The sequence below is a fragment of the Geomonas oryzisoli genome (assembly GCF_018986915.1).
GTDB classification, from domain to species: Bacteria; Desulfobacterota; Desulfuromonadia; order Geobacterales; family Geobacteraceae; genus Geomonas; species Geomonas oryzisoli.
Genome location: NZ_CP076723.1, coordinates 1884534 through 1900565, shown reverse-complemented (window position 1 = coordinate 1900565; position 16032 = coordinate 1884534). Strand labels below are relative to the sequence as shown.

Below are 16032 nucleotides of genomic sequence, written 5' to 3'. Positions count from 1 at the left end.
GCGACCCCTTCCAAAGACAGAAAATCACATTAACAAAAGGTTTTTACTACCACACCGGCATACCCTGCGTCAAACAGATTATCCCCCCCGCCGCCCGCCCGGTGCGGGCAGGATGCGGCTGCTGAAACTACAGCAAACGCCCCTTGAGCGCTTCGTCGATGAAGCTCTCTTCGATCGCCTCCCGGACCCAGGGTTCCTTGCAGCGCGCGAGCACTACGGCCGCGCCTTCGGCGACGGCCGGCACCTGGCTCCAGAGCGCGTTTCTGAGCGAGCGCAGACGCCGGGGATCCGGATTCTTCGTCCCGACCAGCTCGCGACAGGAGAGACACAACAGTGCGAGGTTGTCCTCGGTGGGCTCATGGTCCGGCTGGTACTCCCAGAGGCGGAGCTCCTGGTCGCCTTCGCACCATTCGCAGCGAAAGCCCGCCCTTTTGCTGATGGTCTTCCCCAAAAGCTGCACCGCAGCCAGATGCTCCCGGTTTTGCTGCGCCCCTTTCGCCATGCATGTCCTCCCCTGCCGCCCCGCTTCTCCGGGGCCGGTCCAGCACCTGAGTGTAGCAGAATGGTTAACCAGATCAATAGTTTTCTCCACCTGCGCCGCCACCGCCGCAACCAATTCTAACTGGACAGAGGCCGCCCTTGCGGGTAAAGTCGGGCGCCTGGCGTTGACGATCAACGCTAAGGGGACAGGCACCTGGCGGAGCCAGTCCCCCCAACTCTGCAACCAAACCGCAAAGGATTACGCATGAAACTGCCGCAGCCGCTCTACCAGGGCACCCTGATCCGCCGCTATCAACGCTTTCTCGCCGACGTCGAGCTCGACGACGGCACGGTGGTCACCGCACACACCCCCAACACCGGGAGCATGATGGGGTGCGCCATACCCGGCAACCGCGTTCTGCTCTCGGTAAGCGGCAACCCCGGCAGAAAGTACCCGCACAGTTGGGAGCTGGTGCAGGCCGACGGCGTCTGGGTCGGGATCAACACCATGCTCCCCAACCTCCTGGCCAGGGAGGCGATCCTCGACGGAACCATCGCCGAGCTGACCGGATACGAGAAGGTCAAACTGGAGGTCCCCTACGGCACCGGGAGCAGGATCGACCTGTTGCTCTCAGGGGAACGCGGGCTGTGCTACGTGGAAACCAAGAACGTCACCCTGGTCCGGGAGCGTTGCGCCCTGTTCCCGGACGCGGTGAGCGCGCGCGGCCAGAAACACCTGCGCGAGCTCATGGAGATGGTGCGCCAGGGACACCGCGCCGTGAACCTGTTCGTGGTGCAGCGCGGCGACGGCGACGCACTGTCCCCGGCCGACGCCATCGACCCGGCCTACGGCGCCCTGCTGCGGCAGGCGGCGCACGCGGGGGTGGAACTGCTCGCCTACCAGGCCCGCGTGACCGAGAGCGAGGTGCGCCTGAGCCATTCGGTGCCGGTATTGTTGTAGGTCATTGACATCCTTGGCAACGACGCTAAAGTTATAGGCGTTGTCCCGGGGGACCAATGAGAACTCCTAAACTGACCATCTTCGCCAAACAGACCGGCGTCGAAATAGCTCCCAGCGAGAAGAAGCAAAACGGCAAGCCCCAGGAGGGACGGGTCGCCTTCCGTTTTTTCCGGCTCGCCACCGGACAGCCCCACATCCGTTTCGTGGTGGAACCGTGCGAGGCCTTCGAGGTTTCCAGGAAGATCACCCAACTGCAGGCGGCGGGCGGCAAGGCGACCTTCACCCACCGCTTCGAATCGGCGGACGGGGAGACCGTCACCCGGATGAACGTGGAGAGTTATCAGCGTAACGGCAAAGCGGGGTACGCCTTCTCCATTCAGCGCGGCGAAGAGAGCATCAACGTACCGGCGCCGGAGGGGGAATTCCTCTTTGCCGCCGAGTTTCTGAAACAGCTTTCCGTGGCGCAGTCATGGGTGGCCTGGACGGAACCGGAAGCGCCCAGGCAGGATTAGCAGAAAAGAAAGTGGATGGGGGAAGAACCGCCGAAACAGCCAAGGGCAACAACGAAGCAACCGATACATCCGGAACAACCGGGACAACGGCGAAAGCGGGACAGCGTGATCAATAAACCGAGCAAAACCCTCTATCTCAGCATCGAAAGCAGACTGTGCGACGTGGCCCTGGTCGGGCATGCGGTGCGCGGCGTCTGCGCCTGCTCCCCTTTAAAACTCGAAGCATACGGCGAAATGGAAGTCTGCGTCGTGGAAGCCCTCAACAACGCGATCACCCACGCCTACCGCCGCCAGGAAGGATACCGCGTCGACATCGCCATCACCCTGCACCACGACCGCATCTCCTTCGAAGTCTCCGACGAGGGAAAGGCCATCGAGGAGTTCGCTCCCCGAAGCCTCGAGTTCGATCCCGAGGAGATCGGCTCCATTCCGGAGAACGGCATGGGGCTCTTCATCATCGAGACCCTCATGGACGAGGTCAGTTACAGCTCCAGGAACGGCAGGAACACCCTCTCCTTCTGCAGGTACTTCACCCAGCCCCAGGCCTGACCGGACACACAGCCGCTCAGTCGAGGGGGACAGGCACCTGCGGAGCCAGTCCCCTTCCGCCCCTTACCCCTGCCCCAGCAGAAACTCGAAATCCTCCCGCCCTATGGCAACGGCGCCCTCGTTTTCCGCATCCTCCAACAGCGCGCGGTAGAGCTTCAGCTTCCGCTTTTTCAGCTCCATCATCTTTTCCTCGATCGAGTGCCGCATCAAGAGCCTGGTGATGGTGACCTGCCGTTTCTGCCCGATACGGTGGGCACGGTCCGAGGCCTGGCTCTCCACCGCCGGGTTCCACCAGGGATCGAGGTGGAACACGTAGGAGGCACGGGTGAGGTTCAGCCCCCTCCCCCCCGCTTTCAGACTCAGCAGAAACACCCCCGGCTCCTGCGAGTTCTGGAAGTTCTGCACCAGTTCCTTTCTGCGGGCCACCGGGGTGGTGCCGTCCAGCCGGGAAGAGACGATGCCGCGCTGGGCGAGCCCCTGCTGCACGATATCCAGGAAGGAGGTGAACTGCGAGAAGACCAGAACGCTGTGCCCTTCGGCGAAGAGCTCGTGCAGCTGTTCGACCAGGAAATCAACCTTCGGTGAACGGTCGGCTGCGTCCGGCAGGATGAGCCGGGAGCAGAGGCAGATCTGGCGCAGCTTCAAAATGGCGGTAAGGGCGATGATGCGCGCCTGGCCGGCGGAGTTGGAGCTGAAGGCACGGGCCACCGTCTCCCGGACCTCGGTCACGGTACGCGCGTAGAGCGCCTTCTGCCTCGGGCTCATCTCCAGGTAGATGTCGGTCTCCACCTTGGGAGGGAGCTCCGCGGCGATCATGTCCTTGGAACGCCGCAGGATGAAGGGATGGGTGCGCCGGATCAGTGTCTCCAGGAACTCCGTCCCCTCGCGCCCCATCTGTCTGCGGAACTGCTCGTAGGGCCCCAAAAGGCCCGGCAGCGCCAGGTCCATCACGGAAAAGTACTCGCCCAGGTGGTTTTCGACCGGGGTGCCGGTCAGGGTCACCTTGAACCTCCCCTTCAACCTGCGCACCGCGCCTGTGGTCTCCGCGTGGATATTTTTCACGGCCTGCGCCTCATCGAAGACGATGACGTGGAACGGGATCTCGCTCAGGACGTCGATGTCGCGCTGGATGACGCCGTAGCTGGTGAGTACCAGGTCGACGCCGGAGAACTCGGCGCGGCGCCCCTGCCCGCGGTAGACGCCGACCTTCAGCGCCGGGTAGAAGCGGGCCAGCTCACTCTCCCAGTTGAAGATCAGCGTCGGGGGAACCACGACCAGGTGCGGCACATCGCAGGGGCGCTGGGGCTCGATGCCCCCCTCTTTCAGCCCGGCCAGGAGCGCGATGGCCTGAATGGTCTTGCCCAGCCCCATATCGTCCGCGAGGCAGGCACCGAAACGGTGCTCGTACAAAAAGGCGAGCCAGCTGTATCCGTCGAGCTGGTAGTTGCGCAGGGTGGCTTTCAACTCGGTGGGGGGCGAGCGCCGTGGGATGCTCTCGAACCGGGTCAGACTTTCGAAAATCCGTTCGTCCTCGGGGGAGAGCAGCACCCGGACCCCGTTTCGTCTCAGCGTGATCCAGTCCAGGATCTGCAGCCGCGGCACCCGCACCACCTCCCGCTTGGCGTGGGGGGCCATCAGGGCAAGGGTGTTGCTGGTCATCGGGTCGAGTACGAACAGGGAGTTCCCCCGGCGGAACACGCCTCCGCCCTGCAGCGCCTCCAGCAGTTCCGCCTCATCGACCAGCTCGCCGTCCGCCCGGATCTCGGGGCGCAGTTCGAACCAGTCGATGCTGGAACGGGTCGCGTCCAGGGTGAAGGTCCAGGATGCGGTCTGCAGGTCTTCGCCGGCCAGTGCCAGCGCAAAACCTTCCGCTGCGAGCGTGCTCTTCAGCTCCGAGAGCTGGCGCATCAGGGTCTTGCGATCGACGGCGAGACGCCCCACCCCTTCGGACTGCCAGAAGATGTCGAAGCCGAAGTGCTCTGCCAGAAGTTCGAGCAGCCGCCCCTGCCGCCCGACGGCTACCGTAACCGCAAGCCATTCCCCCTCTTTTGAGAGCTGGAGCAGAGTGGACGGCTGTTGTGCCTGCTGGCAAAAGTCGCCGATGATGGCGCGCGCATCGGCCCTGACGCCGCGCTTGAAGAACTCGGCCCCTTCCAGCACCTGGCGCACCAGCCGGTCGCGCTCGCCGAGGTTGGCGGCGCCAAGGGCGGCGAAGCACGCCTTGATAATGGCGGCGACCCGTTTCTTCGCCTTGAGCGGCTGAGGGAAAACTGCACGCCCGGCGGCGTTGAAAAAGCGGAAAGCGGCAGGAGAGAGGGTGAAGGTGAGCCCCTCGGCAACGCCTTCGGCCACCAGCGAGGAAGTTTCGGCGAGCTCGAGGATGTTGAGCCGATAGCGCGGCTGCAGCGACACCGGCGTTACCGGGACCCCGGACCGGGACAGGGTCACCCGCTGAGTCAGCTCCTCCTCAGAGCCGCCGCCGAGGTCGAACTGGGCCTCGTTGAAGCTGGCGGCAGGAAAGCGGAGGGTGCCGTCATCCTGCGCCGCCGGGGTCTGCGTCGCCTGGGCCAGCCGCTGGCCCAACTCCGTGAAGAGGCGGGTGGCGGTATCGTCGACCTTCTGGATGATGCCGCGCCCCAGGTCGTAGTAGTACCCCTGGTGAATGAAGGACTGCTCGTCGTCGAGGGATACTCCGTCTTCGAGGGAGAGCTTGGCGTGGATCTCCTCGTCCCGCAGGTCGAGGTGCAAGATGACGGAGCGCTGCAGCGACGGGTCGAAGCAAAGCGGCGCCGGTTCGTCACCGGCAAGGTAGAGGATGGGAAACCGCCCCCGGAACCGGGACAGGAACTCCTCGACGGCACGGCCGCGCAGCGCCGAAGAGTTCAATAGCCGCAGGAACTCCCGGATCGACGCGGGGAGCGCCGCATCATAGAGCGCCACCGGGACCTGGTCCAGCATGAGGCGCATGCGCAGCGCCCCCTGTTCCCGGTCCAGCACCAGGGCGTACCCGCTCTCCGTTATCGGCGCGCCCTCTTCCCCGGCAACGGGCTGTGCCGGCGCAGCCGCGAGGGTGGCGCGGATCCCCTGCAGGTAATCGGCCGGGAGTTGCAGCATGGGGAACGATGCGGGAGCCAGGGCCTTCTTGACCGTAGCCAGGGCGGCGACCAGGTGCGGACAGCGGCCGTGGGGACTCCAGGTGCCGCAGTCGCAGGCGCTGGAAAAATCTCCCTGGAGCAGCGAAAGGGTGACGCGGCAGGACACCTCGGCATCACGGAGCTCGACCTCGAGGACGCTGCCGTCCTTGTGCCAGCTCAACCCGCGGACCGGTTTCCTCTTGCACAGCTCGAAGCCGTTGAAGAGGTGCACCTTGTCCGCCAGTGCGTATATGCCCGCGGCAGGCATCTGGAAGAGGTGCCTCAGCAGGGGGGTGCCCATGATGTCGATCAAGTCGTCTTCTCCCGGAAGGGTGCGCGAATAACGGACCGTTCAAGTTAGCAGAAACAGACACCAAACACAACAGCACCATGCACAGGAAACGATTAAAACCCGGAAGCGGACCGTAGAATGGGGAAGAAGCGGGGACACCGAGGGGCGCGGGAGCAAAAGGGAGGTACGCGGCAAGGGAGCAACGAGGACAAAAAAATGGGGGACGGTCTCGAATCCGCCCCCCTAAAAAGGAGACCCAGGAGTGTGTTCCGGGGTGTTGCTTATACTATCGGCCACACCTCCCGGGACTTTAATTATTTTTTTCAGGAGACGGTATCTTTTAGCGCGAAGTTGTCGATGATCCAGCGGGCGATGCTGCGCTTGGGCGGAAGCGCGGGAGGCATGCGTTCCTTCGTGAACCACTGGGCGTCTTCGAGCTCGTCCTCCTCGACCGCGATCTCGCCGGATCGATAATCGGCCACGAAGCCGGCCATGAGCTGACTCGGGAACGGCCAGTTCTGGCTCCCCACGTAGCGGACGTTCTGTACCGTGAGCCCGGTCTCCTCGAACACCTCGCGCGCCACGCACTCCTCCAGCGACTCTCCGAAGTCGACGAAACCGGCCACCAGGCTGTAGCGCCCGGCGGCCCACTCGGGTTTACGGGCCAGCAGGAATTCCTCCCCCCTCCTGATCAGGACGATGACGCAGGGGTGGATGTGCGGGTAGTGCTCGTGTCCGCAGCCGCCGCAGCGCTTGCCCCAGGTGGGCGCGATGCGGGTCATCTCGCCGCTGCCGCAGCGCGAGCAGTGACGGCTCAACTTCTCCCAGTAGAGGATCTGGCGGGCGACGCCGTACAGGGTGGCGATCTGGTCCGGGAGCTCGGTCCAGGGCACGGCCTGCAGCCCCTGCGGCACCTCGTCACTCTTGGAGAGGCTGAGAAGGCGCACCGGGGCGCCGTCCCACTCGCCGAAGCGTAGCGCCTTCCCGGCGTCGGCCAGCGGCTCCGGAAGCTCGCCGCGGTGCAGGTCGCCCTCGCGCAGCCAGAGCGTGTCTCCCTGCAGCAAAACCCAGTAACCCGGACCGTCTGCGCTGACGGAGTCCGGCTTCAACTGAGTGAACCTGGTCCTGATGATCTCGCCGTTGAACGGGAGGTTGACGGTCTCGGGATATGACATGCTTCGACTCCTGTTGCATAGCTGGATGCGGCGCTGGCGTGCATCATACAGGAACCGGCGGTGGAAGCAATCCCCCTTTTCTTTCAAAGCATTTAACTTGATTGGCTTCGCGCGCTATGTTACTTTTTTCGTTCGCCAATATCCAGGCCGCAGGGCGGTCGAAGCAGGAGATCACGTGAACCAGAACAGAAGATTACCGGCAGAGTGGGAACTCCAGGACGGCGTGCTGATGGCATGGCCGCACGAGCAGAGCGACTGGTTCCCTTACCTGGACCAGGTCCGCCCCGTCTTTGCCGCGATCGTGAGCGCCATAAGCCAGTTCGAAAAGGTGGTCGTCGCCGCCGACGATCCCGACCAGGTCCGCGAGGAACTTCAGGCAGCTGGAGCGGACCTCGATCAGGTACGCCTTCTCCCCGTCGAGACCAACGACACCTGGGCCAGGGACTTCGGTCCCATCACGGTGCTGGAGGACGGCGCGCCGCGGCTCTTGAACTTCGGCTTCAACGGCTGGGGCCTCAAGTTCCCTTCCGACCTCGACAACCGCATCAACAAGCGACTGCAGGCACTGGGTGTCTGGAATGCCCCGCTGGACACGGTTGGCTTGATCCTCGAAGGGGGGAGCATCGAGAGCGACGGCAAGGGGACCATACTCACCACCGAAGAATGCCTGATGAACGACAACCGCAATCCGCACCTGACCCGCGAGGAGCTCGAGGAGGAACTGCACGGCCTGTTCGGCAGCGACCGGTTCCTGTGGTTATCCAACGGCTACCTGGCCGGCGACGATACCGATTCCCACGTCGATACCCTGGCCCGCATCTGCCCGGACGACACCATCGCCTACGTGCGCTGCGACGATCCGGAAGACGAGCACTACCCGGCGCTCAAGGCCATGGAAGAGGAGATCCTCGCCTTCCGCACCCGCGGCGGCCGTCCGTACCGCGCCATCCCCCTCCCCTGGCCCGCCGCGGTGTATGACGAAGAGGGGCAGAGGCTGCCGGCTACCTACGCGAACTTCCTGGTGATCAACGGCGCCGTGCTGGTGCCGACCTATAACGACAGCAAGGATGCCGCCGCGCTGGTGGCCGTCGGCGAGGCGTTCCCGGGATACGAGGTGATCGGGATCGACTGTCTGCCGCTTATCCTGCAGCACGGGTCGCTGCATTGCGTCACCATGCAGATGCCCAAGGGGACGCTCAGGTAGGATAAAGGCTGGGCGAATGATTATTCGCCCCTTCGGCAGCACCACCGTACCAACACGACGGAGAAGAACATGAACAAACTGAAAGTAGCCCTGGTACAGCAGGCCCTCACCACGGGGCGCGACGAGATGGTGGCCGCCACCACGGCAAAAATCCGCGAGGCCGCCGCCCAGGGAGCACAGCTCGTGCTCCTCCAGGAGCTGCACACCGGCAGCTACTTCTGCCAGACCGAGGATACCGCCTGCTTCGACCTCGCCGAAACCATCCCCGGCCCCTCCACCGAGCATTTCGGCGCCCTGGCCCGCGAGCTCGGCGTGGTGATCGTGACCTCCCTATTCGAGCGCCGCGCACCCGGGCTGTACCACAACACCGCGGTGGTCCTGGAAAAGGACGGCTCGATCGCCGGCAAGTACCGGAAAATGCACATCCCGGACGACCCCGCCTTCTACGAGAAGTTCTACTTCACCCCCGGCGATCTCGGCTTCGAGCCGATCCAGACATCGGTCGGCAAACTGGGCGTGCTGGTCTGCTGGGACCAGTGGTACCCGGAAGCGGCGCGCCTGATGGCGCTTGCCGGCGCCGACCTCCTCATCTACCCGACCGCCATCGGCTGGGACCCGCGCGACGAGACCGCCGAGCAGCAGCGCCAGCTCGATGCCTGGGTCACCGTGCAGCGCGCCCATGCCGTCGCCAACGGCATCCCGGTGGTCAGCGTGAACCGGGTCGGCTTCGAGGCGGACCCGAGCGGCGCCGGCGCCGGGATCAAGTTCTGGGGCTCCAGCTTCGCCGCCGGGCCCCAGGGGGAATTCCTGGTCCGTGCCGGCGAGGAGGAAGAACTGCTCGTGGTCGATCTGGACATGCGCCGCAGCGAGGACGTGCGCCGCATCTGGCCCTTTTTGCGCGACCGCCGCATCGACGCCTACGGCGACCTGGTCAAGCGCTACCGGGATTAAGACAACCTGATTGGCGACAATCTTCCGCTGCCACTCCCCCCTTTGCGAAGGGGGGCGGGGGGGATTTGCCTCTCCCGAACCGAAAGCAAATTCCCCTAAATCCCCCTTCGCAAAGGGGGACTTTTACCAGCGGACGCTTGTCACTTATCGGGTAACAAAACGGGCGGCGCCCAACGCGGCACCGCCCTCACCCGCTCCCCCCAGTTATGAGGTCAACAGGTGACTCGGCCCACAACACCACAGATGCAGCCGCATGACCTCCTGGCCCGCTGCACGCCGGAACAGTCGGCGCTCGTCCAGCTTCTGTCCGTCATTCACGCACCGCTCTCAAAGCACGTCCTCCTCAATATCGTCAAGAAAGCCGGGCTCACCGCACCTCCGGGACGGAGCTACACCGGCCTGGTCCTCGCCGAACTGCTGGAAGAATTGAAGAACCGGGACCTGGTCCGCCACACCGGCGAAGGGATCTCCTGTTCGCCCGAGGTGGCGCACGCGGCCACGCTGCTGGCGATCGAGAACGGCAGGTTCGAGGAGATGGTCCGCACCATCCTCGCCGAGATCCCCATGGTGTCCAACTGGGGAAGCAATTTCTACCGGCTGTCGGCCCACGCCCTGCGCGACGTGCGCATCGGCGTCTACCGCAAGGACGCCGGCGCGGCCCTGGAAGCCGCGGAACGTTACCTGCGCCAGTTCCCCTATGAAGCCCAGCGTTGTCACCCCCTGAACGCGGTCTGTTTCCACCCCTTCGACGAGGCGTGGTTCCGATCCCTCCCCATGGTTTTGCAGGGAGCGGCACTGGCGGCGCACCTCACCTTCGCACGGGAATCGCTCACCGCGGCGGATGCGCCCTTTCGCGTGCTCGCCGAACTGACCGCCCGTCCCGACTCCCCCCCCTTCCTGCTCGACATCTACTGCCTGGAGCTGTTATCGCGGGACCGCGCGGACGAGGCCGAAGCCGCCGCTGCGGAACGCTGCAGTTCGGCCCAGATATCGGTGCTCGCCTGCTGCGCGCTGCAGCGCGGCCGGTACGACCGCTCCGTGGAGTTGTTCCGTGCCGCCCTGGCCGCCCTGCGCAAGGAGACCGGCAAGAGAAAGGCCTACCTCGACGACGGCAGCGGCCCCTTTTTCATCCTGGCCCTGCTCGCCACGCAGGACTCGAAACACCTCGATGAAGCGGCGCAACTGTGTGACTTCATTACCTCCAAAAGGGAATGGCCGGACCAGGAGGCGTACCAGGTTCTGCAGGGGGTGATCGCGGAACGGCAGGGAGGACGCAGCAGCAAGGAGCTCCTGGAGGCGTCCCTGCAGCGCCCCGCCCAAAGTCCGGTGCACGCCTTGTTCCGCATGATGGCGCTGTACTGGTGCGCCAGCGACCTGCGCGCCGCCGAGGTGCGCAAGCAGGGAACCTTGGTGCAGCGGTTGAAGGATTCCGGGCACCGCTGGATTGCCCGCGAGATCGAGGCAGCGGGTGCGGCTGATGTGGCGGAACCCGCCCCGGGTAAGGCGCCGATCCCCTTGTACCGCGCCCTCGCCCCGGTCGAGTCGTGGCAAAGCGCCATCTCGGCACTGCTGCGCCTGAACAGCGACGAGGCGGCCGGGGCGGAGGGGCCCCAGTCGCGCCTCATCTGGCATTTCGAGGAGATGCGCGGCTTCTTCCAGATAACCCCCAGGGAACAGAAGCAGACACCGACCGGCAAGTGGAGCGGAGGCCGAAACGTCGCGCTCAAAAGGCTGGCCGAAGACGCCGACAGCCTCGACTTTCTCAGCTCCCAGGACCGCCTCGTCTGCGCCTGCATCAAGAAGGATCGCGGCGCCGGCTACTACAACCGGGAGAGCTACGTCCTGGACCAGGACCAGGCGGTGCCGCTCATGATCGGCCACCCGCAGGTCTACCTCGACGCGGCCGCCTCGGTTCGCCTGGAACTGGTGCACGGTGAACCGGAAATCCAGCTCACCACCGAGGGTGAATTCCTGCAGCTGCAGTTCTTCCCACCCTTCCAGCAGGGTCAGAAGCTCTACCTCCAGAAGGAGACACCGACCCGGATCAAGGTCTACCAGGCGAGAAACGAGTACACCAAGATCTCCGCCATCATCGGGGCGGGGCTGAAGCTTCCCGCCCGGGCCAAGGACCAGGCGCTGGCCGCCATCAACTCGCTCGCTGCCGTCCTCACCGTACACTCCGACATCGGCGTCGATACCGCCGAACAGATTCCGGGTGACCCGACGCCGCATTTCCACCTGCTCCCTTACCAGGCCGGGCTCCGTCTGCAGCTCCTGGTGCGCCCCTTCCGGGACGCCGGCCCCTATTTCCGTCCCGGTGCCGGCGGCGAGACGGTGCTCGCCGAGATCGAGGGAAAACGGCTGCAGACCAGGCGGGACCTCAAGCTGGAACAGGAGCGGGCCGCCGCGGCCCTGACCCAGCTCACCGTTCTGGCGGAGATCGAGGAGATCGAGGGGGAGTGGCTGGTCGCCGCAACGGAAAGCGCGCTGGAACTGCTGGTGCAGTTGCAGGCGCAGGGTGAGTCGGTCCGGGTTTCCTGGCCCCAGGGAGCCGGGTTCAAGATAAAACAGACGGTTGGCCCCGGACATTGCAAGCTTTCCGTGAAGCAGGCGAAGGACTATTTCGAGCTCGAGGGGGAGGTGAAGGTCAACGAGGCGCTGGCACTCGATCTGCGCCAGCTGGTGGATCTCGCCCGCGGCGCGCAGGGTCGCTTCGTGGAACTGGGGGACGGTGAATTCCTCGCCCTCTCCTCCCAGCTGCGGCGCTACCTCGACGATCTCGCCGCCTGTGCCGATCCCCACGGCGCCGCTTTCCGCTTCCATCCCCTCGCCTCTTCCCTCTTCGAGGATTTCGCAGCAGAAGCCGCCGAGTTCCAGGGCGACCGCTACTGGCAGGCGCAGATGAAACGGCTGCACGAGGCCGAAGCATATCGGCCGCAACTGCCGGGCACGCTGCAGGCCGAGCTGCGCGGCTACCAGGTGGAGGGGTTCAACTGGCTGAACCGGCTCTCCTACTGGGGCGTGGGGGCCTGCCTCGCCGACGACATGGGGCTGGGCAAGACGGTCCAGGCGCTGGCCCAGATCCTCAGCATGGCGCCGCAGGGTCCCTCCCTGGTGGTGGCCCCCACCTCGGTCTGCCTGAACTGGGAGAGCGAGACGGCCCGCTTCGCACCGACCCTCAACCGCATCGTCTACGGCGGCCCGAAACGATCCGAACTGCTGCAGGGGCTCAAGCCGCTCGACCTGGTCATCTGCAGCTACGGTCTGCTGCAGCAGGACGCGGAGCTTTTGGAGGCGGTGTCCTGGCAGGCGATCGTTCTCGACGAGGCGCAGGCCATCAAGAACATGGCCACCAAGAGAAGCCAGGCCGCCATGATGCTGCAGGGGCAATTCAAGATGGTAGCCACGGGCACCCCGATCGAGAACCACCTGGGCGAGCTCTGGAACGTGTTCCGCTTCATCAACCCCGGCCTGCTCGGTTCGCTGAAGCAGTTCAACGTGAGGTACGCCGCCCCCATCGAGAAGAGCGAGGACAAGAAGGCTCGCCAGCGGCTGAAACGACTGATCCAGCCCTTCATCCTGCGCCGCACCAAGAACCAGGTGCTCGAGGAGCTCCCCCCCAGGACGGAGATCACCATACCGGTGGAACTGGGGATGGAAGAGGCCGCGCTGTACGAGGCGATCAGGAAGAGCGCCCTGGACAACCTGGCCGGCGTCGACAAGGTGGAGGGTAAGGGCGAACTGCATCTGAAGATCCTGGCGGAGATCATGCGGCTGCGCCGCGCCTGCTGCAACCCGCGCCTGGTGCTGCCGGACAGCGCCATACCGAGCGCCAAGCTGGCGGCCTTCGCCGAGATCGTCGACGAACTGCGCGAGAACCGCCACAAGGCGCTGGTCTTCAGCCAGTTCGTGGGACACCTGGAGATCATCCGGGACTACCTGGATCGCGCCGGCATCCCCTACCAGTACCTGGACGGCAGCACTCCGGCCCCGCAGCGCAAGGAACGCGTCGACGCCTTCCAGTCCGGCGCGGGCGACCTCTTCCTCATCAGCCTCAAGGCCGGCGGGGTCGGGCTCAACCTCACCGCCGCCGATTACGTCATCCACATGGACCCCTGGTGGAATCCGGCGGTCGAGGATCAGGCCTCGGACCGGGCCCACCGCATCGGTCAGCAGCGTCCGGTTACCATCTACCGGCTGGTCGCCAAGGGGACCATCGAAGAAAAGATCGTCGGGCTGCACCAGCAAAAGCGCGGGCTCGCCGACAGTCTGCTCGAAGAGAGCGATCTATCGGGAAAGGTCACGGTAGAAGAGCTCCTTGCTCTTTTGCGCACGGGATACTAGCCGGTGACGCCGGCGTCGGCCTAAAGTTAACAGTGGGCCGCACCGATACAGTAGTTTGGGTTCGTCCATTCAGAGGACGACGAGTCCCGGATTACACCGTCGGAACAGACAAAAGGCGACACGTTGGCTTACTTCAACCGCGCACACAACAGGATCAGGACCATCGACCTCACTTTCTCGGCGGCGCTACTGCTGCTGACAGTGATGCTCTTTCTGTCCTACCACATCAGGACCGAACTGGCCCAGACCAACGACTGGACCCAGCACACCTACGATGTGATCATGGCGGTCGACGAGCTCAGCAACGGCCTGCTCCAGGCCGAGAGCAGCAGACGCGCCTACATCCTGACCGGCAATACGCAGCAGAAGGCCCGCTGCGAGCTGTTCGCTCAGAAAACGGAAGAGAACCTCCGCGAAGTACTGCAGCTCACCACCGACAACCCGAGCCAGCAGCAGCGGCTAGCCAGAGTGTCGGAGCTCATCAACCGAAAGCTCGCCATCTTCAGGCTCTCCATAACCGAATACGACAGGAGGGGGTACCGAGCGCCCCAACAGGCGCAGCTGACCGAGGAGGGGACCACCCTGATGACCGCGGTCCGGGTACGGATCGACGAGATCAAAGACCATGAGAAGCAGCTGCTGGGCGAGAGGCGCAGCAAGGAGCACACGACCCTGCTGGTCCTGACCATCGTGGTGCTGTCCGGCATCTCCATCGCCATCATCCTGCTGAGCCTCAGCTACTACATCGCGCGCCACGAATCGCGCAGCCACCTCATCGCCACAGGGGACCTGCAGGCTGCCAACAAAGACATCTCCGACCTGAGCAACATGACGCAGCTGCTGCAGTCCTGCGCGACCCTCGATGAGGCGCGCGGCATCCTCTCCTGCTACGGAGAAAAGCTGTTTCCCGACGATGCCGGCGCCATCGACCTGATCAACGCATCCAGAACGCTGATGACCGACAGCGCAACCTGGGGTGCCGTGAACCTCGCCCCGTTCACCCCGGACCAGTGCTGGGCCATGCGGCTCGGCCAGGCGCACGCCAGTGTCGCCAAATCGGATGTGCAGTGCCAGCACGTCGAGGGCCGCACAGGGACGCACCTCTGCATCCCTTTGGCCGCGCATCACGAGACCCTCGGGTCGCTCTACCTCCACGTTCCCCGGGATATCGAGCAAGACGAGCTGGCCAGGAGGAAAGCGAGGGCCACCGCGTTCGCCGAGCAGGTCGCGCTTGGCATCAGGAGCCTGCAGTTGCGGGAACAGCTGAGGGAACTCTCGATCCGGGATCCGCTGACGGGGCTTTTGAACCGGCGCCACATGGAGGAGTCGCTGCTTAGGGAGATCAGCCGGGCAACGAGAACCAACCAGCCGCTCAGCGTCATCATGCTCGACGTCGATCACTTCAAGAAGTTCAACGACGCCTTCGGCCACGAGGCGGGCGACCACGTCCTGAAGGAGATCGGTCAAGTCCTGCAGAAGAACGTGCGCGACAGCGACATCGCCTGCCGTTTCGGGGGCGAGGAGTTCACCATCATCCTGCCCGATGCCGACTGCGACATGGCCTTCGAGATCGGCAACCGGATCAGGGACGCGGTAAAGGGGCTGCACGTGATCGTGGGGAAACAGCACCTCGGGCGCATCTCCATCTCGGCCGGGGTAGCCGTCTTCCCCGTGGACGGCGACACCCTACAGCAACTTCTGTCGATGGCCGACGAGGCCCTGTACGAGGCAAAGGAGAAGGGTCGCGACCGCATCGAGGGAAGCTGTGCCGCCACCAAGGGCCACGACGGCGGAGCATCACAGGCTTGAGCCGGCACCTTCTCCACAGCTTCCACCCGTCGTTCCCCCCACGGCACTGCCGGATCATCCGGTCGGCCAACGAGTAGCCGAACAGGACTAAGCTCTTATTCCGATTGACTTTGCAGCTGCGCCCGGTGTATTAGATACATTCTAATAAACCCGACCATACCTGCAGATAAACGGAAACGAGCCTATGTCGAACCTGGACCGCTACCTCATTCAACCGAGCAAATACGACTACCGCCTTTTCTGCCGCACCGCTGCCTTCCTGGCCTCCTGCTTCCTCCTCTCCGGCTGCATGTGCCCCCTCAAAAGCCCCCCCGACCCCGGCGTCAAGTTCTACCAGTCGCTGGACTCGGTCCAGTGCACCGGGGGAGGCAAGACCGTGGCACAGATCGAGCGGGACGTCCGGGCGGCTGGCATCACGGTGTACCAGACCAGTTGCGGCGTGGACGGCGCGATCTATCCGTCGGTCTGCGGCGCTCCCGATGGCCGCCTCGCCGTCTTGGAGATCCCCCTGGACCAGGCCCGGGCGGCATCGGCCTTGGGGCTGAAACCGCTCTTCACCCTCCCCTACGGAGCCGAAACACCTTGCCGGTAGCGCCTTCCCACCGGAATCATCGGAGACGA

General features: G+C 64.5%; 11 protein-coding genes. 8 read left to right on the top strand and 3 right to left on the bottom strand.

What is annotated here, in order from left to right; translation table 11 throughout:
- Positions 1-127: 127 nt before the first annotated feature.
- Positions 128-502, bottom strand: a complete 375-nt coding sequence (locus KP004_RS08420; RefSeq protein WP_216801886.1) for a hypothetical protein — start codon at positions 500-502, stop codon at positions 128-130.
- 243 nt (positions 503-745) lie between these two features.
- On the opposite strand from KP004_RS08420, the gene sfsA reads away from it, so the two are divergent.
- From sfsA to KP004_RS08405, 3 genes are all read left to right on the top strand, one after another.
- Entirely contained in the window at positions 746-1441 is a 696-nt protein-coding gene (gene sfsA, locus KP004_RS08415; protein WP_216801885.1) for a DNA/RNA nuclease SfsA, read from the top strand.
- Positions 1442-1497: 56 nt separating this feature from the next.
- Positions 1498-1953 (top strand): hypothetical protein, encoded by a 456-nt coding sequence (locus KP004_RS08410; protein ID WP_216801884.1) that lies wholly within the window; start codon positions 1498-1500, stop codon positions 1951-1953.
- 105 nt (positions 1954-2058) lie between these two features.
- Positions 2059-2502 carry an ATP-binding protein gene (locus KP004_RS08405; protein WP_216801883.1) on the top strand — a complete coding sequence of 148 codons (444 nt, stop codon included), beginning with the start codon at positions 2059-2061 and terminating at the stop codon, positions 2500-2502.
- 63 nt (positions 2503-2565) lie between these two features.
- Here KP004_RS08405 and KP004_RS08400 read toward each other — a convergent pair whose 3' ends face one another.
- Positions 2566-5949 carry a DEAD/DEAH box helicase gene (locus tag KP004_RS08400; protein ID WP_239026992.1) on the bottom strand — a complete coding sequence of 1128 codons (3384 nt, stop codon included), beginning with the start codon at positions 5947-5949 and terminating at the stop codon, positions 2566-2568.
- A 302-nt stretch (positions 5950-6251) separates the two neighbouring features.
- Positions 6252-7103 carry an NAD(+) diphosphatase gene (gene nudC, locus KP004_RS08395; protein ID WP_216801882.1) on the bottom strand — a complete coding sequence of 284 codons (852 nt, stop codon included), beginning with the start codon at positions 7101-7103 and terminating at the stop codon, positions 6252-6254.
- 175 nt (positions 7104-7278) lie between these two features.
- Between nudC and KP004_RS08390 the strand changes: the two genes are divergently transcribed.
- From KP004_RS08390 to KP004_RS08370, 5 genes are all read left to right on the top strand, one after another.
- A complete protein-coding gene (locus KP004_RS08390; RefSeq protein ID WP_239026991.1) occupies positions 7279-8307 on the top strand; it encodes an agmatine deiminase family protein in 1029 nt (342 codons plus the stop codon).
- A gap of 69 nt (positions 8308-8376) precedes the next feature.
- Positions 8377-9258: a carbon-nitrogen hydrolase gene (locus KP004_RS08385; RefSeq protein ID WP_275423154.1), complete on the top strand. Its 882-nt coding sequence runs from the start codon at positions 8377-8379 to the stop codon at positions 9256-9258.
- 243 nt (positions 9259-9501) lie between these two features.
- Positions 9502-13602 carry a DEAD/DEAH box helicase gene (locus tag KP004_RS08380; protein ID WP_216801881.1) on the top strand — a complete coding sequence of 1367 codons (4101 nt, stop codon included), beginning with the start codon at positions 9502-9504 and terminating at the stop codon, positions 13600-13602.
- A 123-nt stretch (positions 13603-13725) separates the two neighbouring features.
- Complete coding sequence (locus KP004_RS08375; protein ID WP_216801880.1) at positions 13726-15411, top strand: diguanylate cyclase; 1686 nt, start codon at positions 13726-13728, stop codon at positions 15409-15411.
- A gap of 184 nt (positions 15412-15595) precedes the next feature.
- Positions 15596-16003: a hypothetical protein gene (locus KP004_RS08370; RefSeq protein ID WP_216801879.1), complete on the top strand. Its 408-nt coding sequence runs from the start codon at positions 15596-15598 to the stop codon at positions 16001-16003.
- Positions 16004-16032 lie beyond the last annotated feature (29 nt).

Excerpts from the sequence above, each read along its gene's own strand:
- KP004_RS08420 (WP_216801886.1), bottom strand. The coding sequence starts at position 502 with ATGGCGAAAGGGGCGCAGCAAAACCGGGAGCATCTGGCTGCGGTGCAG.
- sfsA (WP_216801885.1), top strand. The coding sequence starts at position 746 with ATGAAACTGCCGCAGCCGCTCTACCAGGGCACCCTGATCCGCCGCTAT.
- KP004_RS08410 (WP_216801884.1), top strand. The coding sequence starts at position 1,498 with ATGAGAACTCCTAAACTGACCATCTTCGCCAAACAGACCGGCGTCGAA.
- nudC (WP_216801882.1), bottom strand. The coding sequence starts at position 7,103 with ATGTCATATCCCGAGACCGTCAACCTCCCGTTCAACGGCGAGATCATC.
- KP004_RS08385 (WP_275423154.1), top strand. The coding sequence starts at position 8,377 with ATGAACAAACTGAAAGTAGCCCTGGTACAGCAGGCCCTCACCACGGGG.
- KP004_RS08380 (WP_216801881.1), top strand. The coding sequence starts at position 9,502 with ATGCAGCCGCATGACCTCCTGGCCCGCTGCACGCCGGAACAGTCGGCG.
- KP004_RS08370 (WP_216801879.1), top strand. The coding sequence starts at position 15,596 with ATGTCGAACCTGGACCGCTACCTCATTCAACCGAGCAAATACGACTAC.